The sequence below is a fragment of the Thermodesulfovibrio sp. 3907-1M genome (assembly GCF_040450955.1).
In the GTDB taxonomy this organism is placed as follows: Bacteria; Nitrospirota; Thermodesulfovibrionia; order Thermodesulfovibrionales; family Thermodesulfovibrionaceae; genus Thermodesulfovibrio; species Thermodesulfovibrio autotrophicus.
The window spans coordinates 659105-683934 of the sequence record NZ_CP144373.1 but is presented as its reverse complement, the minus strand read 5'-3'; the positions used below and the strand labels follow the sequence as shown (position 1 = coordinate 683934).

Below are 24830 nucleotides of genomic sequence, written 5' to 3'. Positions count from 1 at the left end.
CAAATGGTATAATTAAAAAATGCGTGCACGAACTTATTTAAAAATAGGCGATAAAGTAAGGCATCTCAATTATGCCTGCTGGGGTATAGGAGAGGTCATTGAAGAGAAAAACTCACATCTGCCTGGTGGACTATGCCTTGTGAGAATTATCTTTGAAGATGGCATTGAGAGATGCTTTATTAACAACCTTGACCATGAAATGTGCTGCTATTATACTGGAATTAGATTAATTGAAGAGTTCAGCATATGGGAGACATAATTGGCAGTTTTAAAAACAATTGACTTAAATAAAACTTTCAAAATTAAAACCTTAAAAATCAGAGCAGTGGAAAAACTAAACATTGAAATTGATAGAGAGCAAATTTTTGCTCTCGTTGGAGAGAGTGGTTCTGGAAAATCTACGGTGGCAAGACTTTTAATTAAGTTGATAAAACCAGATAGTGGACATATCCTTTTCAAAGGACAGAATATATGGCAGATGAAAAGGGATGATTCAATGCTTTTCAGAAAATCCGTAAGTATAGTATTTCAGGACCCTTATGCATCTTTGAATCCACGAATGAAAATCCAGAGTATTGTGGAAGAACCTTTAAAGATACACGGTAAACTTTCTGCGGAGGAGGCAAAATCAAAAATTATTGAAATTATCAAAGAAATGGGATTTGATGAGACAATACTTGGCAGATATCCTCATCAACTAAGTGGAGGACAAAGACAGAGAGTTGCCATTGCAAGGGCTTTAATGCTGAATCCAGAAATTTTGATAGCCGATGAACCACTTTCTGCTCTTGATATTTCTCTGCAGGCCTCTCTTTTACAGTTATTGACAAAGATAAAAGAAAACAGGAAAATGGGGATTTTATTCATTACTCATGATTTAAACATTGTGAGAACCATAAGTAACCGAGTAGCAGTAATGCATCTTGGAAGAATAGTAGAGGAGGGTCATACAGGGGAAATATTTAAAGAACCTCTTCATCCCTATACACGGATTCTCATGAACAGTATTCCTGGTTTTCATAGAAGAAATAGAAAAAAAACACCAAGAATATCCACTGAAGAGAGAATATCTTGGAATTTAAAGGGTTGTAGATTTTTCAATAGATGCGACTATAAAATGGCTATCTGTGAAACTAATATTCCTGAACTGAAAACAGTCAAAGGCAGAAAAGTTAGATGTTTTCTTTATTAACAGGATTTTAATATTGCTCTCACTAAAAGTCTGATTTTAAAATCTTCATTCAAAAGAATGTAAAACTGTTTTCATAATCAATACTATTTCTTCATATCCCTTACGAGGTTTAATAATTCTATTTCGGCTTGCAAATGACAGATCAGGGTTGTCATTCCGAGGGGCTCAATGCCCCGAGGAATCTCTGAGTTCTTCCAATGCTGAAAGAAACTGAGGAGATTCCTCGCCTGCTTTGCAGGCTCGGAATGACAAAAAAGAGTGACACCAGGGATTCCTGTTTGGACTTATCTATACATCTAATTCTTCAGGATATGGTTCAAGATACTTCTGAATAAGTATGTATTCATTGTCAAATCTGTAAGACAAACTCTTAATCAGTTCCAGTATGAGTTTTAAAGGTATTTTGCCCTCACCGTATTTATTGATTAAACTGAGTAGATGATTTCTCTCTCTGGAAGTTATTTTTCTTGAAACATAGCCCATTAGATGCATGAGTGTATTTACATGTCTTTTTTTTGATGGTTTTTTTGAGAAAGCTTCATAAAATTTTATTCTGTATCTGTTGAGTTTCTCCTCAAATGTAATACTTGCATCAGCCACTAATTGACTGAGCTGTTTCAGAGATTGTTGACTGTAGGTCATAAGGAGATATTTATATTGAGAATGAAATTCTACCAATTTTTTCGGTTCTGGGTTTATGGAAAGATTTCTAACTTCAGAAAAGGAAAATATTCTTGTAAGAAAATGTGTTCTGATTCCTTCATCTTTTAGCCTTCCTTCATCTTCAATGGGTAAGTAGGGGAAGTGTTTTTTTATTGCTTCAGCAAAAAAACCATCGGTTCTCCCAGCAACTGCACCATTTCTATAAAGTTTTGTTGAACCCACTCCGCAGGAGGGGGATTTTGCTTTAAGAATAAATCCGTCAATGTTCGTTATTGAAGAGACTGTTTTTTCAACATATTCAAGCATCTTTTCAGTAAAGTCTTTTCCAGTTTCAGGTTGAATTAATCTCTTTGATGATTCTTCGCCAACAATTATTAATCTCTGCCGGGGAACTCCTAATCCGATGTCAGATTCTGGACAAAAGTCTATATATTCAATGTAGGGCTTGAGTTTTTCAACAAATTCATCCACAACCACTCCACCATTATACCTCACGGGCTTAAGAAAACATCTGCTGAGCACTATTTTTGGCTTTGTCATGATTTATATTATAATTTAAAAATGATTGAAACTTACATGAAGTCCATATCTCATCCTGTTCAGGCTCTGATTGCTGGAGTTTTTACATGGGGATTGACTGCTGTTGGAGCATCACTTGTTTTATTCATTAGAAATGTTAACAAAAAACTTCTTGATGCTGCTCTCGGGTTTGCTGCAGGAGTTATGATTGCTGCAAGCTTCTGGTCTTTGCTTGAGCCTGCTATTGAGATGTCTCAGAAGCTAAATATACCTCCATGGATACCTCCAGCTATTGGTTTTTTAATCGGTGCATTATTTCTTAGATTGATTGATTTTATTCTTCCTCATCTTCATCTTCAATCGCCCATGAATGAAGCAGAGGGAATAAAAACTTCCTTCAGAAGAACCACTCTTCTGGTTCTTGCTGTTACACTTCATAATATTCCAGAAGGGCTTGCAATTGGAGTTTCTTTTGGTGCTCATGGAGCTGATCCTCAAGCTGTGAGTATTTTATCCTCGTTAATGCTTGCATTCGGAATAGGAATTCAGAATATTCCAGAGGGATTTGCAATCTCTATGCCCTTGAGAAGTGAAGGTTTTTCAAGGGAAAAGAGTTTTTTTATTGGACAGCTTTCTGGAATGGTTGAGCCTGTTTTTGCATTTATAGGTGTTTTAATGATTGAGATAATGCATAGTCTTTTACCCTATGCACTGGGCTTTGCTGCAGGTGCAATGATTTTTGTTACAGTGGAAGAGTTAATTCCAGAGTCTCAAAGAAGTGGAAATTCAGATATAGCTACTGCAGGATTAATTATTGGATTTACATTAATGATGATTCTTGATATAGCTTTTAAATAATTCAAAGCATATCGGGAACGGGAAAAATTTGACTGTTTATGTTGATTTTTGTTAATGTAAAAAAATTAAATTATGAAGAAAAAAACAAGACAGGAAAGAATTCAGGAGATAAAAAAGAAACTTCTTGAACAGAAGAGACAGATTCTCGTTGATGCTGGAGTAATGCTTTCAAATCTTCCATCTGAAAGCAACTTATCTGAAATAGGAGATATGGCATCTCAGGAGATTGACAGAAGCTTTCTTTTGAGACTTAGAGACAGAGAGAGAAAACTGCTTAAAAAGATTGAAAAAACACTTGAAAAAATTGAAAATGGCACTTACGGAATATGTGAGTCCTGTGGTGCAGAGATTCCTATTGAAAGGCTTGAGGCAAGACCTGTCACTGATTTATGCATTGAATGCAAAACAGAGCAGGAAGAAGTTGAAAAGCTTAAAGAGAGTTAATTTTTAAAAGCCTTTCAGGATTTTTTTCTCCAGCCAGTTTTAGCTTATCTTCATCAATATTAAGATTTTTAAGCCTTTCTACCACATCCCTAAGACTCATTGAACCACCCTGAAGTTCCTGACTTTCTTTCTTTTGTTTCACCATATCAGAAATCAAGATAATTTTTTCAGGATTTTTAACATTAAAGAGCCATTTTAAAAGTTCATCGCTTAAATGTCTTCCATCTCCGATCAACTCAACATAAACTTCCTGATTGATAACTCCAAATCCTGCTATTCCAGGTTCTCTATGATGAAATCCTCGCATTGCGTTAAAAAGATGTGTTATAAGGCAGGCACCTGCTTTAAAGCCTTCTTGAGCTTCTTTATATGTGGCATTGGAATGTCCCATGCTTACGATAATTCCCATTTCAGTGCATTTTTCTATTATTTTAATTGCATGAGGAAGCTCTGGTGCCACAGTGATTACTTTGACGATATCTTCAAATCCATCAATTAATTTGTATAAAACTTCAATGTGAGGCTTCAAAAAATAACCACTTTCCAATGCTCCAGCTTTCTCTGGATTTAAAAAAGGACCTTCAAGATAGACACCGAGTAATCTTGCTTCCTCCTTTTGATGTTCCATTGCTTTTTTTATGTTTAAAAGAGTTTTTCTCATGGAGTTAATCTCATCAGGATAAAGGGTAAGTAACAATCTGTCAACTCCCATTGAACAGTATTCCTGAGCAATTAAAAGAACCTGTTCTGGACTGCTAATATCTCTCACATCTACTTTGTTTGTTCCATGAAAGTGGATATCAATCAGAGACATGTTTTATCATAACATATGCTTTTTAAAACAGGTAAAATTTATATAAATAGCCTACTGAACAGTGTTAAAGAACTTCCCACTGAGCTAAGAATCTCTGAAATCTCCCGATATTTTCTCAGCATACCCTATAAAAAAAATTCACTAATCGGTAGTCTCACTGAGCAGGAAAAACTGGTAGTTGATCTTGAGGGAGTTGATTGCATGACTTTTATTGAGTACGTTGAGGCATTGAGGCTTTCTAATGATTTAAACTCGTTCATTGAGAATTTGAAAAAAGTTAGATATTTTGATGGAGCTGTGGATTTTAAAAAGAGAAGACACTATTTTACTGACTGGAATGAGTTAAAAACAGTAAAAAATGTTACTGCAGAAATTACTGAAGAGTTTGTAACAGTTGTCAAAAAGCTTAATTTTATTGAGGGATTAGAGCCAAAACAAAGAATTGTTAATTACATTCCAGCAACTATATTAGAGAAAATTGCATTTAAACTGAAGACAGGCGATTACTGCGGTTTTTATACGTCAAGACACAGCCTTGATGTTACCCATACAGGAATAATTATTTTAGATGAAGGCATTGTGAAGCTCAGGCATGCTTCAAGCCATAAAGGTCATGTAGTTGATGAAGACTTTTTAAGATATTCAAAGCAAAAAGAGGGTATAATAATCTTCAGACCAGAGGAATAATAAAATGTTACATCTTCATGACAGGAAAAAACAAATTAGAAAAGTTCTTCTGATTACGCTTTTATTGAATCTATCTGTCTCTTCAGCAAAGATAGTTTACGGATGGTTAACAAACTCTGTAGCTATTTATTCAGACGGATTTCATTCTCTTTTTGATGGGATTTCAAACATAGGAGGATTAATTGCTCTCTCTATAGCAAGCCATCCACCTGATAAAGAGCATCCCTATGGACACAGAAAGTTTGAAACAGTTTTTGCAATTTTTATAGGGGTTTTGATGTCTATTACAGCAATAGAAATAGTGAGAAATGCCTATGAATCACTTATTGAAGCAAAAAAGCCTCTGACAGATGAAAAAGCTTTTATCATACTGCTTGGCACTCTTATGGTTAATATTTTTGTCTCAATCTATGAAAGAAAAAGAGGAAAGGAGCTTAAGAGCGAATTTTTAATAGCTGATTCAGCACATACAAAGGTTGATATTTATATAACCATTGGAGTAATAGTAAGTGTAGTCATTACCACATTAACAGAGTTTAATTTCGTTGATCCGGTAGCTGGTTTAGTTGTTGGAGTTTTTGTTGCAAGAGAAGCAATTCTGATAATTAAAGAATCTGCTAATATTCTCGCTGATAGAACAGTTCTTGATGGTGAAAAGATTGCCAGTATTGTTGAAACCTGCAGAGATGTTGAAGCCTGCAGAGATGTAAGGACAAGGGGAACAGCAGGCCAGATTTTTGTTGACTTGAAGATTTTAGTAAATCCCTCAATCTCTGTATCAGAAGCCCATGACATAGCAGAAAGAGTTGAAGAATTGATTAAAAAAGAGTTTCCAGATGTTGTTGATGTTGTGGTTCATGTAGAGCCATTTAAGAGAAATTAAAGAAAATTTTCAGAGTCAAAAGAATTCAGGCTTTGTAAATATTGCTCCCATTCTAAGGGAAGCATATACTTTTTTTTATTGTTGCATTCTTTGCAGGCAGGAACTAAATTGCTTTTTACTGATTTACCTCCTCTGATAAGAGGCACCACATGATCCATTGTAAGCTCTTTTTCTGGGACTTCTTTACCACAGTAGAAACATCTTTTTCTGGAAATTTTTTTACGCCACCAGGCGCTGTTTTTAAGAAGTCTCGCTTTCTCTTTTTCTTTTTTAATCTCTTCAGGGGTAACAGAAGGTATAAATCTATCCATTAACGGCCGAATCTCTTTTTTTCTTCTTCTTCAAAGAATTTATTGTAAAGGACATTCCATTCAGGACTTCCCTCGATGATTTTCTTTGAAAAAGATTGAAGTTTCCTTCTTACAATCTCATCAATTGCTTCACCGATTTTTAAAGCCTGAATAAAACTTCTTTTAATCTCTCTTCTTACTTCCTGTTCTTCAACCTTAAGCTTGATTAATCCTTTATTAATCAAGCCATTGAATAAAACATGTGAAGTATGAGTTATTTTTTCCTCTGAAAGCATCATAGAACTAAATTTCTCTGCTTTACCAGTTTTTGTTTCGTCATCTCAAAAAGTTTTCTGTAATCAAGTTTATCTCTTTCAATTTCAGCTTCATATTTCTTGAGAAGCTCTCTTACTTCTTCATTAAGTCTGTCTTCCACCATCAATTCGTCTAAAATAAGCTTTTCAGCTTCCTCAAGAAGCTGTTCCTTTGGAACAGTCATTTCAATCATATCTTTCTTTAGGAGATTTTCTATTATTTTGTTTGCTATGTATGGTACCCAGCTCTTAGGTATCCTCATTCTAAATCTCTATGTATGGTAGTAGTGCAATAGATCTTGCTCTTTTAATTGCTTTTGTTAATTGTCTTTGATGTTTTGAGCATGTTCCTGTCATTTTTCTTGACAGAATCTTACCTCTTTCAGTCATAAAACCTCTCAACATTTTAACATTTTTGTAATCAATAAAATCAATTTTTTCTGCACAGAATCGGCAGTATTTTTTTCTGAAAAATCTTCTTTGTGTTGCCTGTTGCACATTAACCTCCTTTAAAATGGTTCTAAATCTGTGTATTCTTCCGGTGGAGTTTCTGTTAATTCATGTTGCTCCACAGATTCTCTCTTTGGGAAAAATCTTATATTGTTTGCGATAACTTCAAATTTACTCCTTCTCTGTCCTTCATACTCCCATCTTCTTTCCCTTAATCGTCCTTCAACCAGTACAGTTCTTCCTTTGTTCAAATACTGGCTACAGGTTTCAGCTTGCTTACCAAAAACTATAGCATCAATAAAAAGAGTTTCTTCTTTAAGCTCTTCACCCTGCTTATATCTTGAATTAACAGCTATTGGAACTGTAGCAACTGCTACTCCTGAAGGCGTATATCTTATTTCAGGGTCTCTGGTAAGATTTCCTATAAGTATTATTCTATTAAACATCCTACACCTTGGGAGTAACTTCAGATGGCTCTACTGGTATGCCTTTTATGTCAGGTGGCAGTGCAGCAATCTGTTGTTTTGTGAGTTTAATTATCATGAATTTGAAAACAGGGTCATAAACTCTGTAAAATTGTTCCATTTTTTTTATTGCTGAAGATGGAGCTTTGAAAAGAAATAGCACATAGTATCCCATATTTTGTTTGTTAAGTTTATAGGCAAGTTTTCTTTTGCCCCAGTTGTCAATCTTTAAAATTTCTCCACCATTCTCAGTAATAACAGAAGAAATCTTGTTAACTGCTTCCTGCACTTCTTCTTCAGAAAGTGTTGGCAGAAGAAGCACCATTTTTTCATAAAAATTATTCATACAATACCTCCATATAGATTTTAAGCCCTTCTCCTTAAGGTAAGGGCATGGAGTAACCAAAGTTTCAACTTATTTTATAACATATTTGTGAATTTTAAATCAAATTATAATGTTTCAATTTTTTATTCAGGGTGTTTCTATTTATTCCCAGAATCTTTGCAGCTTTTACCTGATTACCTCCTGTTTCATTAATGGCAAGAATAAAGAGTGCCTTTTCCACTTCCTGTATAACAGTTTCATACAGGTTTGAATTCTCAATATTTGCAAAGTCTTTTAAAAGATTGCCAATTTTTAATTCAAGAAAATTTTTTATTGACAGTTGATCATCGTACTGCCCGAATAAATCTTTAGATGTAAGTCTCTGATGTCTTGACAGAATACAGGCTTTAGCAAGACATTGCTTGAGTTGATAAGCATTTTCCGTCCATGAATGCTCTAATATTGCCTCCTGAGCATCTTTTGATAATTCTTTTTTAGGAAGATTTAAACATTCTGAAATTTCCTGTAGAAAAAAGTTGGCAAGGGGAATTATATCCTGCTTTCTTTCTCTTAGAGGTGGTATGTAAAACTTTCTGGAGTTTAATAAATTTTCGTATAATTCAAACGTTATTAAACCATTTTTATATAGCTGCACATAATCACAGTCAGATAAAAAAATTGCGCATTTAAAACTTTTTTCAGGATTAAAAACAAAGGATGTATCAATGTTTTCAGGATTCTTAATTAAATAAACAATATTTTCATGCTTAATGAGACTCTTTTTACTCATATCCTCGGGAATTTTTATAATATCTGGCTCATGTATGTTTGCGAGTATTAATTTCAATATGTAGTCTTTTTCAGTCCCTTTTTCTCCATATATAAAAAATACAGTGCTATCAAAAGAGAGTTTTTTTATGCTTTCCAAAAGCTCTCGCATTATCGGGCTTTTGTATAATCTCTGAAATTGCATCAGCTCCATAAATCTACTCCCTGTAAAGTTTGTTTTTTTCAATATACTCTCGCACTTCTTCTGGTACAAGGTAACGAATAGTTTTTCCATTCTGAATCATCTTTCTTATTTGAGTTGATGATATCCAGAATGGAAAAACTGAAATAAAAAAAGCTTTTTTATCTGAATTTTTTATTTTAAAACAGTTTTCTGCCTCTTCATCTTCAATCAATTCATAATTCTGTAAACTATCAAAGCCGGGTCTTGACATTACTATAAAATCAACCATCCTTAATAGTTCTTCATACCTGTGCCAAGATTTTAATTCAAGAAAAGCGTCAATACCCATTATAAAAAAAAGAGTATCATTTTGGTAAAGTTTTTTTAAATGCGTAAGAGTATTGATGGTATAAGAAGGTTTTTTCTGTTTTGCTTCAAAATCAGAAACCTCAAAAAAGGGATTATCCTTTACTGCCAGCTCGGTCATTTTCAATCTGTGCATAGGCTGCAGAATATCGTATTTTTTTAACGGTGGAATCCCTGCTGGAATAAATAAAATTTTGTCCAGCAAAAAAGCCTCCCTTACCTCTTCTGCAACTCTTAAATGCCCATAATGAATGGGATTAAAGGTTCCACCAAAGAGCCCTATTTTCATTGCCTTAACTGTCCTGATCCGAAAACTATGAATTTTGTGCATGTAAGCTCCTCAAGTCCCATTGGTCCACGAGCATGAATTTTGTCCGTTGAAATTCCTATTTCAGCACCAAGGCCAAATTGATATCCATCATTAAGTCTTGTTGAAGCATTAACAAAAACAGCAGATGAGTCAACCTCTCTTAAAAACTTCATTGCCTTATTATAATCTCTCGTAACAATTGCATCAGAATGGGCTGAACCGTATTTTGTTATGTGCTCAATAGCTTCGTCCATATCCTTTACAACTCTCACATTGAGAATTAGATCAAGGTATTCTTTATAAAAGTCTTCTTCTGCTACCTCCATTACATCTGGATATATCTTCTTTGTTTTTGGACAACCTTTAAGCTGAACACCTGCTTCTTCAAATCTCTTTAACATCTTGGGTAAAAATACCTCAGCTATAGCCTCATCAACGAGCATTGTTTCCATTGCATTGCATGTGGCAGGTCTTTGAACCTTTGCATTAAAACAGATCTCCTGAGCCATTTCTAAATCAGCATCTCTGTCAACAAAAACGTGGCATACACCTTTGTAATGTTTTAGCACAGGAATTCTTGAGTTTTCAGTAACAGTTCTTATGAGGGACTCTCCGCCACGAGGAATTATTAAGTCTATCAAGCCCTCAAGTTTGATCATCTCAAGTACTGCCTCTCTTTGAGGAGTATCAATGAAACTTACAACACCCTCATGCATTCCTTCATCTTTTAAAGCCTTTTTTAAAATTCTTACCAGAGCTGCATTAGAATTTATGGCTTCAGATCCTCCTCTTAAAACAACTGAATTCCCTGCCTTAAGGCATAACCCTGTTACATCTACCGTAACATTCGGTCTTGCCTCATAAATCACTCCGATTACTCCAATGGGAACTCTCATTCTACCAACAAGCATTCCATTTGGTCTGAGCCACATTTTTGTTATTTCTCCCACAGGGTCTGCAAGAGCAATTACCTCTTCAAGTCCTTTTATCATTTCATCAATTCTTTTTTCTGTTAAAGTAAGTCTGTCAATTAGAGCTTTTGACAGTCCTTTTTCTTGAGCCCTTTGCACATCAATACTGTTTGCCTTAATCAGTTCATCCTTTCCATGTTTAAGATATTCAGCCATCCTCGTAAGAATTTTGTTTTTCCTTTCTGTTGAGGCTTTTCCAATAAGTCTTGAAGCCTCTTTAGCTTCCTTTGCTTTGCTTAAAACCAGTTGTTTAATATCCATCTTGTCACCTCCTAAAAAATTTAATTGCATATTTTAACTTTTTTTGGTATATTTTATAAAAATATAATTTTAAAAAAGGAGGAGGGTATTATGCCAACACCAGTAGTTGATTATGACCTTTGTGTGGGTTGCGGAAGCTGTGTGGAGATATGTCCTGAAGTTTTTGAATTGAGAGACGACAAAGCTTGGGTTATTGGTCCTGATAAGTGTTCTACCTGTGATTGTCAGCAGGCAGCTGATCTCTGTCCATCTCAGGCAATCAAACTGGAGTAGTTTTTTGAGGGTAGAGGATAGCCTCTACCCTCAATTAATTTATAAATTTTTTGGCAAGCTCTAAAAAACCAAAAATTTTTAAATCTAAATAGTTTCCCTGAGCTCTTAATTCATTAAGTTTTTCCAATGCTTGATTAAATGAAATTTTTAAAACTTCAATATTTTCACTTTCATCTGGAGGATAAATTTTTTTAAGTTCTTCAGGAGCTTCTTTTACATTTTTTGCAATAAATACTGTTAAAACCTCTGTAGAGAGTCCTGATGAAACAGGTCCTTCTGCAAGAAAGACAATTTCATCTGAAAACAAACCTGTCTCTTCAATCAATTCTCTCTTTGCAACTTCTATTAGTGACTCTTTTCTATCATTTAATCCTGCTGGAAACTCCACGACAAAGCCACCGAGAACAGGTCTGAACTGCCTGATAAAAACAATTTCATTGTTTTGTGTTACCGGTATAACAACGACAATTCCTTTACAGTTTACTCTTTCAACAGCTTCCCACTGTCTTATCTTTCCCTGATTGTCTTCATAGGAAAGCAAAACAACTCTAAGATATTTTCCCTGCCAGACTATTTCTTTTTTAAGTATTTTCATGATATTATCCAGGAGGCCAGTGCATCTGCCTTCCTGCTAAAAGATGAAAATGAATATGATAAACTGTCTGTCCTGCCTGAGAATTGCAGTTAAGAACCACTCTAAAGCCTCTTTCATCAACACCTTTTTCTTTAGCAATTTTATTTATAACCATAAAAATATGTCCGAGGAGCTCCTTTTCTTCTTCATTCATTTCAAGCAGAGTAGAGTAATGCTTCTTAGGGATTACAAGAATATGAATTGGTGCCTGTGGAGCAATGTCTTCAAAGGCTAAAACCAACTCATCTTCATAAACAATTTTTGATGGAATTTCCTTTTTTATAATTTTACAAAATACACAATTCATTTTATGTCCTTAAAATCAATTTTTCTATAAAAACAGGTTCTGTTTCCTGTATGGCAGGCGCCCTGTCCATGTTGTTTAACCATAACAAGCAATGTATCAGCATCACAATCGTAATAAATCTCTTTTACTTCCTGAACACATCCAGAGGTTTCACCTTTTTTCCAGTAAGTCTGTCTTGAACGAGACCAGAAGTGAGTAAATCCTGTTTCAATAGTTCTTCTTAAAGCTTCTTTATCCATATAAGCAACCATTAAAACTTCTTTTGTATCTACCTCCTGAATTACTGCTGGAATGAGACCGGATGCATCAAATTTTAGCTCAGGCAGTTTCATATTTCTCCTTTCTTTATTTTTTCCCTGCAAAGCTTATATTCAATGCTGTCAACTATTGCCTGCCATGAGGCTTCAATAATATTTTCAGATACGCCAACAGTACTCCAGACAGTTTCCTCATCTCCTGACTCCACAAGGACTCTAACCTTTGAAGCTGTACCTCTGCCTGAATTAACTACTCTTACTTTGTAATCTTTAAGTTTCACTTTTTTTAGTTCTGGATAAAATCTTTCAAGAGCTTTTCTTAAAGCATTATCAAGGGCATTTACAGGTCCATTTCCGGTGGCAGCAGTATGTTCAATGCTTTTTCCTACTTTTACCATTATTGTTGCTTCACTGAGTGTGGGTTCATCTCCCTTTCTTTTTTCATCTATAACCCTGAATCCGATTAAATCAAAAAATTTTCTCTTTAATCCCAGTGTTTTTCGGAATAAAAGTTCAAGTGATGCTTCAGCTCCTTCAAATTGAAATCCTGCATTTTCCAGAGTTTTTACAGCATCCACTATTGCCTGAACCTCAGGAGAATCAGGATTAAGAGCAATGCCGAATTCTTCTGCTTTTTTAAGGATATTGCTTTTTCCAGCAAGGTCTGAAACAAGTATTCTCTGACGATTTCCCACAAGCTCTGGCCTGATATGCTCATAGGTTTCAGGTCGTTTTCTTACAGCACTTACGTGAACTCCTCCTTTGTGGGCAAAGGCACTTTCTCCAACAAAGGGTTGTCGTTTAAAGGGAATGAGATTAGCTATCTCGTAAACAAATCTTGAAATTTCAGTAAGTTTTTTTAATCTATCTTCATCAAGACATCTATATCCAAGTTTTAGTTGCAGATTGGGAATAACAGAGCAGAGATTGGCATTTCCACATCTTTCACCAAATCCATTTATGGTTCCCTGAACCTGGGTAGCTCCATTTAAAACTGCTATGATGCTATTAGCAACAGCGCAGTCTGAATCATTATGTGCGTGAATTCCTATAGGAGTATCTATTGATCTTTTAACTTCTTTTACAATTTTTTCCAGATCAGATGGAAGAGTTCCACCATTAGTATCGCAGAGTATAATACAGTCTGCCTGAGCCTCCTGAGCAGTTTTTAAACACTTTATGGCATACTCAGGATTGTCCTTATATCCGTCAAAAAAGTGTTCTGCATCAAAAAACACTTTCTCGGCGTATCTTTTTAAATAGCTGATGGTATTAAAAATAAGTTCAAGGTTTTCTTCAAGATTAATTTTAAGAGCCTCTGTTACATGAAAATCCCAGGTTTTACCGAAAATTGTTAATATCCTTGCTTCAGAAGCAATAAGGGATTTCACATTTGTATCATTTTCTACTTTTATTTTTGGTCTATGAGTACTTCCAAAGGCAACTACCCGAGCGTTTTTAAGTGAAAGCTTTTTAACTTTTTTAAAATACTCTGCATCCTTTGGATTTGAGCCTGGCCATCCACCCTCTATGTAATGAATTCCAAGTTCATCAAGTTTTTCCGTGATTCTTAATTTGTCATCCACAGAGAAAGATATGTCTTCTGCTTGAGAGCCGTCTCTTAAAGTTGTATCGTAAATTTCTACAGTTTGCATAAAAGTAATATATTACATTTTTGCAGCATTAAGCAAGATATGTTATATTAAACTTTATTAATTGTGAGAGGGGAGTATATGGAAAGGATTTTAATGTTAGGATGTGATGCAATTGCCAGAGGAGCTATTGAAGCAGGAATTTCCTATGCTTCTTCATATCCGGGGACACCTGCAACACAGATTCTTGAGTACATTGCTAAAAATTCTAATGTAAAAGCTGAATGGTCTGTTAATGAAAAAGTAGCCTATGAGGTTGCCTACGGAGTCTCTTTAACCGGAAGAAGAGCATTATGTTCAATGAAGCATGTGGGCTTAAATGTGGCATCTGATCCATTTATGACATCCGCATATCTTGGAGTAAGGGGAGGTCTTGTTTTGGCAGTAGGTGATGATCCGGGAGCATACTCATCACAGAATGAGCAGGATAGTCGTTTTTACGCTTCCTTTGCAAAAATTCCATGCCTTGAGCCATCAGATGCTCAGGAAGCCAAGGAGATGACCTATTTAGCCTTTGATATATCTGAAGAGTTAGCCCTTCCAGTAATGGTAAGAAGTATTACAAGACTACTTCATTGCTATGCGCCTGTTAGTTTAGGTAATATTAAACCTGAAAAAGAAATTAAACTTGAAAAAAATCCTGATTATTTAATTGCTATACCAAAAAATGTTGTAAGACTTCATAGAGAATTAAATAAAAAGCAGGAAAAAATAAAAAAACTCATAGAAAAATACGAATTCAATAAGATCTTTCCGGGTAAAGGGGAAAAAGGTATAATTGCCTGTGGAATTACCTATCTTTATGCAAGGGAATTGGAAGAATCCCTGCCAACTCTTAAAATTTCAGCCTATCCAGTTGATGAAAACTTAATTAAAGATTTTGTTACAGGACTTGATGAAGTTATTGTAATGGAAGAAGGTTATCCCTTTGTGGAAAATATCGCAAGAAAATATAGTTCAAACATCATAGGAAAGCTTTCAGGGGATCTACCTCTTGAAGGAGAGCTTGGTCCAGAGCCTTTATTAAAAATTTTTGGCAGAATAAAGTCTTCTGATTCAGTAAACAGTCTCATTCCAAGACCACCAATGCTGTGTCCTGGATGTCCTCATAGAGAGTTTTACAAAGCTTTGAATGAGGCAAGACCATCTTTTGTTACAGGAGATATTGGCTGTTACACTCTTGGAGCAAATCCTCCTCTCTGGGCAATTGATACATGTCTTTGTATGGGAGCAAGTATAAGTAAAGCAGCAGGAATTGCTTCACAGGGCGTTAAGAGAGTGGTTGCTGTAATTGGTGACTCCACATTTATTCATTCAGGAATTCCTGCATTAATAAATGCCGTTTATAATAAATTAAATATTCTTGTTTGCATTCTTGATAACTCTTCAGTTGCCATGACAGGGCATCAACCAACTCCTGTTATTGGAATTACAGCAAAAGGAGAAGATACAAAAAAATTAGATCTTGCTGAACTATGTAGAGCCTGCGGTGCAGACTCAGTGGAAGTTGTTGATCCCTACGATAAAAAAACAACCTATGAAGCAATTAAAAGAGGACTTGACAATCCGGGCGTCAATGTCATAATAGCTCAGAGAGCATGTGTTTTACTGGCTAAAAAATTAAGGAGCTAACTCTAATAAAATACCTTACTGAATGTCCCTAATCAAGCTCCTCTTTTTCAACAACAATCTCTGATTGTCTAAAGGCTTCTTTGATTTTGTCTTCATACTCTGCCTTTGAGATCTCACCTTCCATTGCTTCAAGAGTTATTTTCACTGAGACATGTTTGAATTTGCTTTTAATATAATTTAAAGTTCTTACGAAATTGGAAAAATTCCCTGCTGGCACTCTTATTTCAAATCTCATCTGAGAGAATAAATCAAGCTGCATAGGCTTATCAGTTGGCACAGTCCCAGCAGCAGAGATTCCAATACCTTCAATAGGTTCTGTTTTCTGCACCGACAAAGTTTCATACTTCTCTTCACACTCTTCCTTTTTAATCAGAATTTCTCCATCATTAAGCTCAACTTCGCAGTCTTCTTTAAAATACAGACATACAGGTTTATCGTTTTCAAGCCTTCCAAGTCCAAAAATGCCTTCTCTTACTCCCTTTTTAACTGCGGTTTTAAATGCCTCCTGATCACATATTCTCAGCTCTCCGGGAACCTTTACAAATGCTTCATAAATCTTCTTTGTCTCAGAAAACTGAGCCTCTTTCAGATATTTCTCCAGTAAAACCATTGGTGCAATGCTCATTACAAGCTCTCCATCCTGTCTGAGTCTTTCATATACTTCCTTGTCAATTCCTCTGTCAGAGCCATATATGCCAATACCCATATCAATTTCCTTAAGACCATCCCTTGAAGGAAGATATACTTTTCTGTATAAATCTCTCAATGCAGCTTTAACCGATGCTTCTGCTTTTTTAATTCTCTCCTTTATCTCCCTTTTCTGCTGGTCAGTGAGTCTCAGTGTTTTATCATTTTCAATCATCTCCCATGCAATCCTTTTCTTTATCTCATTTTCAAATCTTGTTTTCTGAGTCGGGTCCTGCGTTAAAAATATGAGACTATTTTTATAAATTCTGGGTCTATCTCCATGGTTATGGAGTATTTCTTCCAGACCGTTTCTGTTGTTAAGAATAATAAGTTTCAATGATGGAGTATCTGAAATGTCTTTTGATTCTCGTGGAAAGATGTAGGTTTCAAAACATTTTTCAAGTCTTGACTTGAGAAGTTCCTCCTCAAAGCTTTCAATCTTATCCGGACCTATGCTATCCATTTTATCAATAAGGACCCTGTTTAGATTTGGCTGATTTGTGAAGAAAAGTCCTTCATCGGAGAGATAAAAAAGCTGTTCTTTAAGCTTTTCAATGGTCTCCACTATTATACTACTGCTTACAGCAGTTTCAGCTGATGAGAGTTTTACTTCTGCTGTGGTGGCTCCTTTCTCAGGTCCTCCAGAAAAGGAATACATAAAGATTGTAGTTGCAACAGAAGTGCCGAAATAATAGGGTCTGTAACTGTCTCCTATTAATTTGTCCACTCTCTTTGCTCCTGAATTAGGTGATGTTATATCCTGAGCAATTATGCTGTCATATTCTGAACCAATGTGTTTAATGAGTTCTCTTCTAATTTCTTCGTTTGACAGATTGAAGTCCGCCAGTCTTATGTATGGTCTCTTTAAATTGACGAGGGAGTAAACAACCATCGCAAGAAGCCTTAGCACACCTCTTGTTCTCTGAAAAGTAGGAAAACTGCCCCATCTCTTATAAAGAACATCTATAACATCTGGCTGAAAAGGATAGCTTCTGAGGAATCTATCTCTGTAAAATGACTTTTCCATTCCCTCAGGTAAAAGGGTTTCCCTTTCAGCATAATCAAGAAATTCCTTCACTATCTTCTTAACTTTATCCTCATCAATTCTTGAAAAAAGCCTTCTACGAATAACATCTGCCACCTCTTCATCACTTACAGGAGTATAGACCCTTTCAACCCTTCCAACAATCTGCTTTAGATTATTTAAAAGCCTTTCTGATGATTCATCGCCATAGGGACTGCTTGCTGGAAGACTCATAAATACTGCGGTTTTTTCCATTGTTTTTACCACATTTGTTAAGCTCTGGATAAAAACAAGGCTCTGGGCTGAAAGTGTGCTATCTCCAATCATTTCAGTTAATGCTGATACAAGATAGTGATGCACCTCGTCCATTAAAATCAAAAGAGGTTCATGTTTCTTTAAGAAAGCCTTTAAGGCTTCACCACCCGGTGGAACTTTTCCTTTGAATCTCTCAATTTTTCCACTTAACTGTTTTTCCATCTCTTCCCATATGGTGTTATCCTTTGCTCCAACTTTGTCCCCGCAGAAAACCACCACATTTGCTCCCCATTGCTTTGCTTTGTGATAAAGATAAATAAGTGTATGAGTTTTGCCACCACCAAAGGGTGTCTGTAGCTGAATTACAGAATCTGCATTCTCTCCTCTAAGTCTCTTTTCTGCTTCAGTTATAATCTGTTTTAACCCTTGTGTCTCATAGGTTCTTTCAAGGAATATTTCACGGTCTCTGTATTCCTCAGGAGCAGTTCCCTTTGCCACCTCCCATAGGTCAGCAGCATAGGTCTCCATCCTGAGTCTACCTTCCAGTATGTCTCTGTGTGGTATAGCAATTTCAGTAAAAGCCTTCATAAGTTTTTCTCCTTTAAATTAATCTCTGCTGTTGGGGTTTTTTCTTTTTAAGCTCATCTATCAATCTTTCCTTACCTGTTAAAAATCCGTCAAGAAGCTTTTTTTCCTTGCTTTCGTTTTTCAGACACTCTGAAACCGCCTGTGCCACCCTGAAAAAAACTTCTCTGTCTCCGTATCCGGTTGCATTAAGGAGATTTATAATATCATCCCGTTTACCCTTTTCCCATAAAATCAGACACTGGTGAAGCACATCAATAAGTTCAGCGTCAAAATTTTTAACTTTCACTGAGAGATTTTTAGTTCTGAATGCATCTACAGAGATATCATCTCTTTCATGGGGTCCTAAAACTCTTATAAACTCCTTTTCTTTCTTTATAAAACCTCTATTCCAGACCTTTTCAAGGTCAACTCCTGAGGACTGAGCGAGCTTTCTTGCCTCGTCAAAATGCACCTTTACATCTCCATATGTCCAACGATAGAGGATATAAAACCTCGTAAGAGATGATAGCTCGTCTGCTATACCATTATGGAGGATTTGGTGAACAGTATAATCAGTAACAATCTTACGGACATACTCAAGAAGCTTATCAGCCCTTACGATATTTCCTTCATAATCCATGACTTTTTCATATTTACCAAATATTTCAATGGCAGAGCCTATGCCTGCAATAAAGAAGTCAGCACCTGATACCCCTTCATTCCACAAACGCTCAAGTTTTTGATAAATGTATTTTTTTATCTCCTCCTTCGCTTCATTTAGCCACCCAACTTCCTTTCTCTCCGATTTCCTGCATACAAAGTAGATGGAAGAGGCAAGAGCAGCGGATTCTTTGGCCCTTAGTCTTGCCTTCATTTCCGTATCAATAGGCCAGGAGGCAGTTGGAACAAGTCCCGAGTCAAGAAGTGAATTAATTAGAGTTTCCCAGCCAGAAGTGGATTTGTGGGTATAGACAATGGTTGCTATGCCGTTTGGCTTTAAAACCCTTGCAATCTCTTGAAAAGCTTTTTTGAGCATTTCTTCAAAGTATTTTTTGCCTGCTTCAAATCCGCCATCCTGATGGGAATAAGCTACGATTTCTTTTGATTTTGGTGTAAGCGGGGTCATGAAAAGTTCAGGATATAAGTCGCCAATGCTCCTTTTCAACCAGACATAGAAAAAATCAGAAAGGTAAGAATAGGGCACATTGTCATAATAAGGTGGGTCAGTAAAAACAGCATCAAAGTAGTTATCTGGGTAGGGAAGCTCTGTAGCAGAGGCTTGAAGGACAATGGGAATTTTGACTGTCTTCATAGTCCCTCCTCCATCAAACTATTATAAATTTTCTGGAGCAAAGGCTTTAACGGTGGAAGTTCTTCTTTTACTATCTTCCAGACTATCTCGTAATCAACTCCATGATAAAAGTGTATTATTTTGTCCCTTGTTTTTGCCATAGCGGACCAAGGTATCTGCGTAAATCTATCTTTAACCTCTTTGGGCATTTGCTTGACCGCTTCTCCTATTATTTCAAGCTTTCTTACAACTGCACTTGCAGTTTTATCATCTTGGACAAACTCGTCAAAGTCCATACCTTTGATGAACTCCTGAGTTTTTTCAATAGCATCAATTATATCCTTTACATAAAGGGATGCCTTTCTTTTCATATTTCCACCACCTCCTTAAGCACATCTTCTTTTATCTCTTCTCTTAATAAACTTCGCCTTACTAAATCAACCTTACAACCAAGCAACTCTTCCAATTCATCCCACAGCTCAAAAAATGCAAGACCTATGGGTCTTTCAATTTCAACCAGTATATCTACATCGCTTGTTTCCTTTTGCTCATCCCTTGCCCAGGAACCAAATATTCCAATTATAATTACTCCGTATTTTTTTCTTATCTCGTCTTTATGCTTTTCAAGTATTGCTTTTACTTCATCTTTCGTTTTCATCGCCATCACCTCCATCTTCTACCTCCACTGGCGGAATTTGGGAAAGGTGGGAGAGGACATTGAGGATCCAGTCATGATGTGCTTGCCAATCCCCATTACCACCACTAAACACATTAAGCTCTATGTAATCCCAAGTCATAGGTAAAGCTTGTCTTCCAAATACATGCTCAATTTTTTCTCCAACCACATTATAAACAACTAAATTAGCATTTTTATCTGCAAGACGATTTAAGACAAGCCCCAAATAACTCACCACCGCCTTTGCATAATCCTTATCATAACCTTCCTCAATCATCTTTTGATATGCCATTCTTACCTTTTCCGTAAAGGTTATAAGGGCTAACTTCTGGCGGGAGTTGAAAAGGTCACCCCATGTATTCATACCGTAAACCCATACATTGATAACTCCAAAAGTTACAGGCACTCTTTTTAAAGGCTCATCAGGCACAGGGTCAATTCCCCACTCTTCCATAAGTTTTGCCCTTTTTTCCTCAAGGTATTTCTCTGCCTCTTTGAAAACTTCCATATCTTTTTCCGTTGCAATGCGATATCTTTTCCCTGTTGTCTTTGGATTGTGTAAAACAACTGCTATCAAGCGCTCTCCTGCCTTTTCTTGCTGGAAAAGTTTTCTTGTAGTATCATCATCTACCACCCCTCCGCAAACAGGACACACTGCCACAGCCCTTGAAACTGTGCCTTTTTCTGGATTAAAGTTAGCAGGTATTTTCTCATAGCCCGTTCCTACAATTTTAAACTTGACCTTTTTTCCTTCCACATAAGGATAAAGGGAAACTTTTTTATTATCTTTCTTTGCAAGCCACCAGTTTGCGGTTAAAGGAATATCTGCACCACAAACAGGATTTTGGCATGGGATTGTTCTCATCCAATAATACCCAACAGGAATTGAGCCATCTTCATCTGCAGGGTAAAACTTACCGATCTCTTTTTTTGCGGATTCTAAAACCCATTCCCCCCACCTCTTTACATCTTCAAGGAGGTGATTTATCTCAACTTCCTTTTCAAGGAAGTCATCCTTTATCTCTTTCTTTATCGTTCTTCCATACTTTTGGGGATACTCAAGAGTGCATTTTAAAATAAGCACTGCCACAGGATTATACTCAACCGCATGAACTTCGCAACCAAGCCGTAAAGCCTCAAGTGGAATGGAGCCACCGCCTGAAAATGGGTCAAGCACTCTTAAGGGTTTTCCGCTGTTTGCATTTAGAATATATTTTCTTGCTTTTTCAATAGTGTTATGATCTAAGGAGTTTTCCCACTTTGAGAGCTCTATAATGAACTGCCTTATTTTATCCCATTCTACTACATCTTTTGGTGCAGGTATTAAGGCTGCATAGCTTGTTGCCCTTGAACTTCCAAGAGGTTTTCTTGTCCACCATATATGAATGGTGCTTATATGTCCGTGCCTTATATTCTTTTCCTTTGCAGAAATCTCACTAACTTCCCTTACAGGAAAACTTTCCTCAATAAAGCTTTTATCTTTCATCTCCTCCACTCCTCAATTTTCTTTCTCTTCCATTCTTCATCAGGCACCAAAAACCTTACAATCTCTACTTTTTCCTGAATCTTAAGGGTTTCTGCAGGGTTTCTTATGATGTAAAGGGTCGGATTAGTAAGGGCGTTTGCCACAACATAGAGATAATACTGATCTTTAAATCTCTTTGCCTTAAACCACTCATTAGGTGTAAGGGCTATTTCTCCTTCTTCTGCCCTTGCCTTCACCTCAATGTATCTTACTTCATCTTTTCCCTTGGAGCGAATATCAAAACCAAGATTTTCCTTTGAGACATCCTCAGGCTTTCTTCCCTGAGATATTTCGTACTGCATCGCTATCTGCATTCCAACTTTTTCAATCTCTTCATCAGATACCATCTCTGAGGTTACAGGTTTTACATATATTGCACCTATCAACTTTGGCATGGATATTACGAGACTGACTTCCTGCTCAATTGTTCTACGAAGCTCTTTCAATACATTCTCATAATGCTTTTTGCTCTCCTCTTTGTTTCTTATAACAACCTCAACTTTTTCCCCTCTATCCTGCCTTTCTAAGAGCTGAATGAGTTCAAAATCAAGCTCATTTATAAGATGTTGAAGGGATGAAACTCCGTATTTTTTCTTTATCTCCGCCTGTCTCTGCCTTTCTTTGAGAATTTCTTCCATGTACAGTCTTAGCTTTTCAAATGCAACATCCTCAAGTTTTTCTCTTGCGATACTAATCAGTTCTATTGGAGTTTTTGATTTTGCAGGAACAAGATCCCATATAATTGAAGGATTAAGCTCCCTTATCTGATCTCCATCCTCATACAGGGCTATAAGCTTTTTGGCTGCTATATCACCCTTACCATCTTTTATCTCTCCTTCATAGAAATATAAGAACCCTTTGAGCCTTCCTTCAGGGTCTTCAAAGACAGCTCCTTTACGAAGAATACTTAAATACTCTTTTTTGACCCACTCAAGTAATGCCTCAAAAAGAGGATGTCCAAATGAGACAAACTCTAATTCAGGATTTTTAAAAGCCATGTCTTTATCAAAGGTTATCTTTGGATAGGAAGAAAGCATTAAACCAAATCTGTTTTTAAAATTAACATCACTGGCAATCTGTTTTAGCTCATAGGGAATTGATTCTATGCTTAAAAATCCATCTCTTCTTACTTTATATCTACCGCCAGCTTTTTCAAAAGCTTTTTTGAAGTATTCTTCAACATACTCAGGAATGAGCCTCAGTTCTTTTGCCTTTTCTGCCATTTCTTTGATTCTTGTATAGTCAATATTTCTGGTTGCGAGGCTTTCACCAAGCACTGTTTTTATTTTTTTTATGTAGTCTTCATCGATCTTTATGTCAATCTCACTTATTATCTCATCTATTGTCTTTGCCTGAGTTATTGCATCAATTATTAGCTGGTAAAGGTTTTTACCGTAAAATACATCACCAACTATATCAAATACTTTATCCGTGCCGAGAGCATTTCTTATCTCTTCAAGTTTATCAAAGAGTTTTGAAAAAACCTCTCCCTCACGGGTATCCTCAGCTACAAGATTGAACATGAAGACATCCTTTTGCTGACCGTATCTGTGAATTCTTCCCATTCTCTGCTCAAGTCTGTTCGGATTCCAGGGGATGTCATAGTTAATCATAATGTGGCAGAACTGAAGGTTAATTCCCTCACCAGCAGCCTCGGTGGCTACCATTACTTCTGTTTGATTTTTAAATATCTTTTCAGCTTCAATTCTCTGGTCAAGACTCATTCCACCATGAATGAAGTTCACTGAATAACCCCACGATTTTATCTTTCCGTAAAGATAATCCATTGTATCTCTGGATTCTGTAAAGATGAGAATTTTTTTGTTCCCTTTTAGTTCCTCTATTTTTCTAAATCCTTCCTCTATTGCCTTTTTTAACTCTTTAAGTTTCACTTCCTCCTCATCCTTTATAAGTTCCGCTGAGAGATTTATTAGTTCCTCCAATGTTTTAATCTCCCTTTTTAGTTCTTCCCTGTTTGCGGCAATGCTTAGTGTTTCCCATTTATTTTCCTCCTGCCATCTTTCCGATTCTTCATAGTCTTCGTAATCCTCGTATTTTTCCATATTTATAAAGGCTAATTCTGGTTTGGCTTCTGGTTCTCTTAGTAGCTCCTCAAGCTTTTGTTTTCTTCTCAGCAAAGAACAATGAAGAGCATAGATACTTGAAGCAAGCCTTCGCTGTAAAATAAGAAGAGCAAAGGCAACATTTCTTTTCTGATTTTTTTGTGCCACTTTGTTATACTGGGATATGACATATTCAGAGAGTTTATTATACAGGAGCTTTTCTCTGTCAGAAAGCCTGAATTTAACTGTTTTTGCATAGCGATTGGTAAATATGGGTTTGCCTTCAAAGTCTTTGAGGTCTTCTTTTAGTCTTCTTATGAAAAGAGGATTTTCACTCTTTTCTATTGATTCTTGAACCATCTGTGTAGTGGCAAAAAAACCAGGGAGCAAGAGGTCAAGCAAGAGTCTGTAGTTTTCAGGGTCTCCTTTATGAGGTGTGGCAGTAAGGAATAAAAAGTGCTTGGTGTTTTTTGAGAGCACTTTGCCAAGCCTGTATCTGTCCGTTTTTGAAACGGTTCCTGCATACCTATATGCAGCCATTTTATGAGCTTCATCAACAACTACCAAGTCCCAGTGAACACTGGTTAAAGTTTGTAAAATTTCATCTCTCTTTGCAAAATCAATAGATGTGATTATCTGATTATCCCTTTCCCATACATTTTCACCATAGTGGGCATCCATTATCTGCCTTGTTACAACTGTAAATGGCTCTTGAAATCTCTCTTTAAGCTCTCGTCTCCACTGGTCTTTAAGATGTCCTGGAACTACAATAAGTATGCGATTGACTATTCCTCTGAGTTTAAGCTCTTTGATAATCAAACCAGCCATTATGGTTTTGCCTGCTCCTGGATCATCAGCAATCATAAATCTTATCTTTGGTAGCTTAAGCACATATCCATAGACAGCATCTATCTGAAAGGGAAGGGGATCAATTTTTGAGATATTCATCGCTAAAAAAGGATCAAAAAGTGAGGCATAGTAGAATCGCAAACATTCTACAGCAAGAAACACTTCTTCAGCATTAGCTGTAAAGGTAAAGGAAGAATCTTGATGTCTTATCTTACTTAGTTCATCATGGGGAATTATGTCATCCACATGAGAATGAGAGTAAACCGTTGAACCTATTATGCGTATGCCGATACTTCTTTCTTCAACCTTTTTTACTTCAACAGGCTCATGCCAAAAGGGCGCTTCAATTATTGAACCTTCCTTTAACACTATGAA

General features: G+C 36.3%; 29 protein-coding genes. 8 read left to right on the top strand and 21 right to left on the bottom strand.

The window, feature by feature from the left end:
• Positions 1-19 precede the first annotated feature (19 nt).
• Both V4D30_RS03575 and V4D30_RS03570 read left to right on the top strand, forming a co-directional pair.
• On the top strand, positions 20-259 hold the full coding sequence (locus tag V4D30_RS03575) for a DUF3553 domain-containing protein (protein WP_353684878.1): 240 nt from the start codon (positions 20-22) through the stop codon (positions 257-259).
• Positions 260-1192, top strand: coding sequence for an ABC transporter ATP-binding protein (locus V4D30_RS03570; protein ID WP_353684877.1), 933 nt, complete (start codon positions 260-262; stop codon positions 1190-1192).
• Between the two features lie 288 nt (positions 1193-1480).
• Here V4D30_RS03570 and V4D30_RS03565 read toward each other — a convergent pair whose 3' ends face one another.
• On the bottom strand, positions 1481-2395 hold the full coding sequence (locus V4D30_RS03565) for a DUF1722 domain-containing protein (RefSeq protein WP_353684876.1): 915 nt from the start codon (positions 2393-2395) through the stop codon (positions 1481-1483).
• A 21-nt stretch (positions 2396-2416) separates the two neighbouring features.
• Between V4D30_RS03565 and V4D30_RS03560 the strand changes: the two genes are divergently transcribed.
• Together V4D30_RS03560 and dksA are read left to right on the top strand one after the other, a co-directional pair.
• On the top strand, positions 2417-3232 hold the full coding sequence (locus tag V4D30_RS03560) for a ZIP family metal transporter (protein ID WP_353684875.1): 816 nt from the start codon (positions 2417-2419) through the stop codon (positions 3230-3232).
• A gap of 72 nt (positions 3233-3304) precedes the next feature.
• Complete coding sequence (dksA, locus tag V4D30_RS03555) at positions 3305-3676, top strand: RNA polymerase-binding protein DksA (RefSeq protein ID WP_353684874.1); 372 nt, start codon at positions 3305-3307, stop codon at positions 3674-3676.
• Here dksA and V4D30_RS03550 read toward each other — a convergent pair.
• Positions 3663-4490, bottom strand: coding sequence for an amidohydrolase family protein (locus V4D30_RS03550; RefSeq protein WP_353684873.1), 828 nt, complete (start codon positions 4488-4490; stop codon positions 3663-3665). The two genes, dksA and V4D30_RS03550, sit on opposite strands and share 14 nt — an antisense overlap.
• 15 nt (positions 4491-4505) lie before the next feature.
• Between V4D30_RS03550 and V4D30_RS03545 the strand changes: the two genes are divergently transcribed.
• Both V4D30_RS03545 and V4D30_RS03540 read left to right on the top strand, forming a co-directional pair.
• Positions 4506-5177 carry an N-acetylmuramoyl-L-alanine amidase-like domain-containing protein gene (locus V4D30_RS03545; protein WP_353684872.1) on the top strand — a complete coding sequence of 224 codons (672 nt, stop codon included), beginning with the start codon at positions 4506-4508 and terminating at the stop codon, positions 5175-5177.
• Positions 5178-5181: 4 nt separating this feature from the next.
• Complete coding sequence (locus V4D30_RS03540) at positions 5182-6060, top strand: cation diffusion facilitator family transporter (protein WP_353684871.1); 879 nt, start codon at positions 5182-5184, stop codon at positions 6058-6060.
• On the opposite strand, the gene V4D30_RS03535 is transcribed toward V4D30_RS03540, so the two are convergent.
• From V4D30_RS03535 to V4D30_RS03495, 9 genes are all read right to left on the bottom strand, one after another.
• Positions 6057-6371: an HNH endonuclease gene (locus tag V4D30_RS03535; RefSeq protein ID WP_353684870.1), complete on the bottom strand. Its 315-nt coding sequence runs from the start codon at positions 6369-6371 to the stop codon at positions 6057-6059. The two genes, V4D30_RS03540 and V4D30_RS03535, sit on opposite strands and share 4 nt — an antisense overlap.
• A complete protein-coding gene (locus V4D30_RS03530; protein ID WP_353684869.1) occupies positions 6371-6649 on the bottom strand; it encodes a DUF507 family protein in 279 nt (92 codons plus the stop codon). The genes V4D30_RS03535 and V4D30_RS03530 overlap by 1 nt, the downstream gene beginning before the upstream one ends.
• On the bottom strand, positions 6646-6927 hold the full coding sequence (locus V4D30_RS03525) for a DUF507 family protein (RefSeq protein WP_353684868.1): 282 nt from the start codon (positions 6925-6927) through the stop codon (positions 6646-6648). Before V4D30_RS03525 ends, V4D30_RS03530 begins: the two co-directional genes overlap by 4 nt.
• Position 6928: 1 nt before the next feature.
• Complete coding sequence (gene rpsR / locus V4D30_RS03520) at positions 6929-7162, bottom strand: 30S ribosomal protein S18 (protein ID WP_353684867.1); 234 nt, start codon at positions 7160-7162, stop codon at positions 6929-6931.
• 11 nt (positions 7163-7173) lie between these two features.
• Entirely contained in the window at positions 7174-7560 is a 387-nt protein-coding gene (gene ssb, locus V4D30_RS03515) for a single-stranded DNA-binding protein (protein WP_353684866.1), read from the bottom strand.
• A gap of 1 nt (position 7561) precedes the next feature.
• On the bottom strand, positions 7562-7924 hold the full coding sequence (rpsF, locus tag V4D30_RS03510; protein ID WP_353684865.1) for a 30S ribosomal protein S6: 363 nt from the start codon (positions 7922-7924) through the stop codon (positions 7562-7564).
• Between the two features lie 94 nt (positions 7925-8018).
• Positions 8019-8885: a helix-turn-helix domain-containing protein gene (locus tag V4D30_RS03505; RefSeq protein ID WP_353684864.1), complete on the bottom strand. Its 867-nt coding sequence runs from the start codon at positions 8883-8885 to the stop codon at positions 8019-8021.
• A gap of 4 nt (positions 8886-8889) precedes the next feature.
• Positions 8890-9510: a nicotinate-nucleotide adenylyltransferase gene (gene nadD, locus V4D30_RS03500; RefSeq protein ID WP_353684863.1), complete on the bottom strand. Its 621-nt coding sequence runs from the start codon at positions 9508-9510 to the stop codon at positions 8890-8892.
• A complete protein-coding gene (locus tag V4D30_RS03495) occupies positions 9507-10763 on the bottom strand; it encodes a glutamate-5-semialdehyde dehydrogenase (protein WP_353684862.1) in 1257 nt (418 codons plus the stop codon). Before V4D30_RS03495 ends, nadD begins: the two co-directional genes overlap by 4 nt.
• Positions 10764-10853: 90 nt before the next feature.
• On the opposite strand from V4D30_RS03495, the gene V4D30_RS03490 reads away from it, so the two are divergent.
• Positions 10854-11036, top strand: a complete 183-nt coding sequence (locus V4D30_RS03490) for a ferredoxin (protein WP_353684861.1) — start codon at positions 10854-10856, stop codon at positions 11034-11036.
• 34 nt (positions 11037-11070) lie between these two features.
• On the opposite strand, the gene V4D30_RS03485 is transcribed toward V4D30_RS03490, so the two are convergent.
• The 4 genes from V4D30_RS03485 to cimA are packed head-to-tail and all read right to left on the bottom strand — an operon-like array spanning position 11071 to position 13889.
• Positions 11071-11631: an NUDIX hydrolase gene (locus V4D30_RS03485; protein ID WP_353684860.1), complete on the bottom strand. Its 561-nt coding sequence runs from the start codon at positions 11629-11631 to the stop codon at positions 11071-11073.
• A gap of 4 nt (positions 11632-11635) precedes the next feature.
• Positions 11636-11977, bottom strand: coding sequence for a histidine triad nucleotide-binding protein (locus V4D30_RS03480; protein WP_353684859.1), 342 nt, complete (start codon positions 11975-11977; stop codon positions 11636-11638).
• Positions 11974-12309 carry a phosphoribosyl-AMP cyclohydrolase gene (gene hisI, locus V4D30_RS03475; RefSeq protein WP_353684858.1) on the bottom strand — a complete coding sequence of 112 codons (336 nt, stop codon included), beginning with the start codon at positions 12307-12309 and terminating at the stop codon, positions 11974-11976. Before hisI ends, V4D30_RS03480 begins: the two co-directional genes overlap by 4 nt.
• Complete coding sequence (cimA, locus tag V4D30_RS03470) at positions 12306-13889, bottom strand: citramalate synthase (protein ID WP_353684857.1); 1584 nt, start codon at positions 13887-13889, stop codon at positions 12306-12308. Before cimA ends, hisI begins: the two co-directional genes overlap by 4 nt.
• Before the next feature lie 78 nt (positions 13890-13967).
• On the opposite strand from cimA, the gene V4D30_RS03465 reads away from it, so the two are divergent.
• Positions 13968-15518 carry a thiamine pyrophosphate-dependent enzyme gene (locus V4D30_RS03465; protein WP_353684856.1) on the top strand — a complete coding sequence of 517 codons (1551 nt, stop codon included), beginning with the start codon at positions 13968-13970 and terminating at the stop codon, positions 15516-15518.
• A gap of 28 nt (positions 15519-15546) precedes the next feature.
• Here V4D30_RS03465 and V4D30_RS03460 read toward each other — a convergent pair whose 3' ends face one another.
• The 6 genes from V4D30_RS03460 to V4D30_RS03435 are packed head-to-tail and all read right to left on the bottom strand — an operon-like array spanning position 15547 to position 24824.
• The gene (locus V4D30_RS03460) at positions 15547-18072 is read right to left on the bottom strand and encodes a DUF499 domain-containing protein (RefSeq protein WP_353684855.1); all 2526 of its coding nucleotides are present in this window, start codon (positions 18070-18072) and stop codon (positions 15547-15549) included.
• 13 nt (positions 18073-18085) lie between these two features.
• On the bottom strand, positions 18086-19363 hold the full coding sequence (locus tag V4D30_RS03455) for a hypothetical protein (protein WP_353684854.1): 1278 nt from the start codon (positions 19361-19363) through the stop codon (positions 18086-18088).
• Positions 19360-19713, bottom strand: a complete 354-nt coding sequence (locus V4D30_RS03450) for a DUF86 domain-containing protein (RefSeq protein ID WP_353684853.1) — start codon at positions 19711-19713, stop codon at positions 19360-19362. Before V4D30_RS03450 ends, V4D30_RS03455 begins: the two co-directional genes overlap by 4 nt.
• A complete protein-coding gene (locus tag V4D30_RS03445; protein WP_353684852.1) occupies positions 19710-20000 on the bottom strand; it encodes a nucleotidyltransferase family protein in 291 nt (96 codons plus the stop codon). Before V4D30_RS03445 ends, V4D30_RS03450 begins: the two co-directional genes overlap by 4 nt.
• Entirely contained in the window at positions 19984-21504 is a 1521-nt protein-coding gene (locus V4D30_RS03440; RefSeq protein WP_353684851.1) for a DUF1156 domain-containing protein, read from the bottom strand. Before V4D30_RS03440 ends, V4D30_RS03445 begins: the two co-directional genes overlap by 17 nt.
• Complete coding sequence (locus V4D30_RS03435; RefSeq protein WP_353684850.1) at positions 21501-24824, bottom strand: helicase-related protein; 3324 nt, start codon at positions 24822-24824, stop codon at positions 21501-21503. The genes V4D30_RS03440 and V4D30_RS03435 overlap by 4 nt, the downstream gene beginning before the upstream one ends.
• Between the last annotated feature and the right edge of the window lie 6 nt (positions 24825-24830).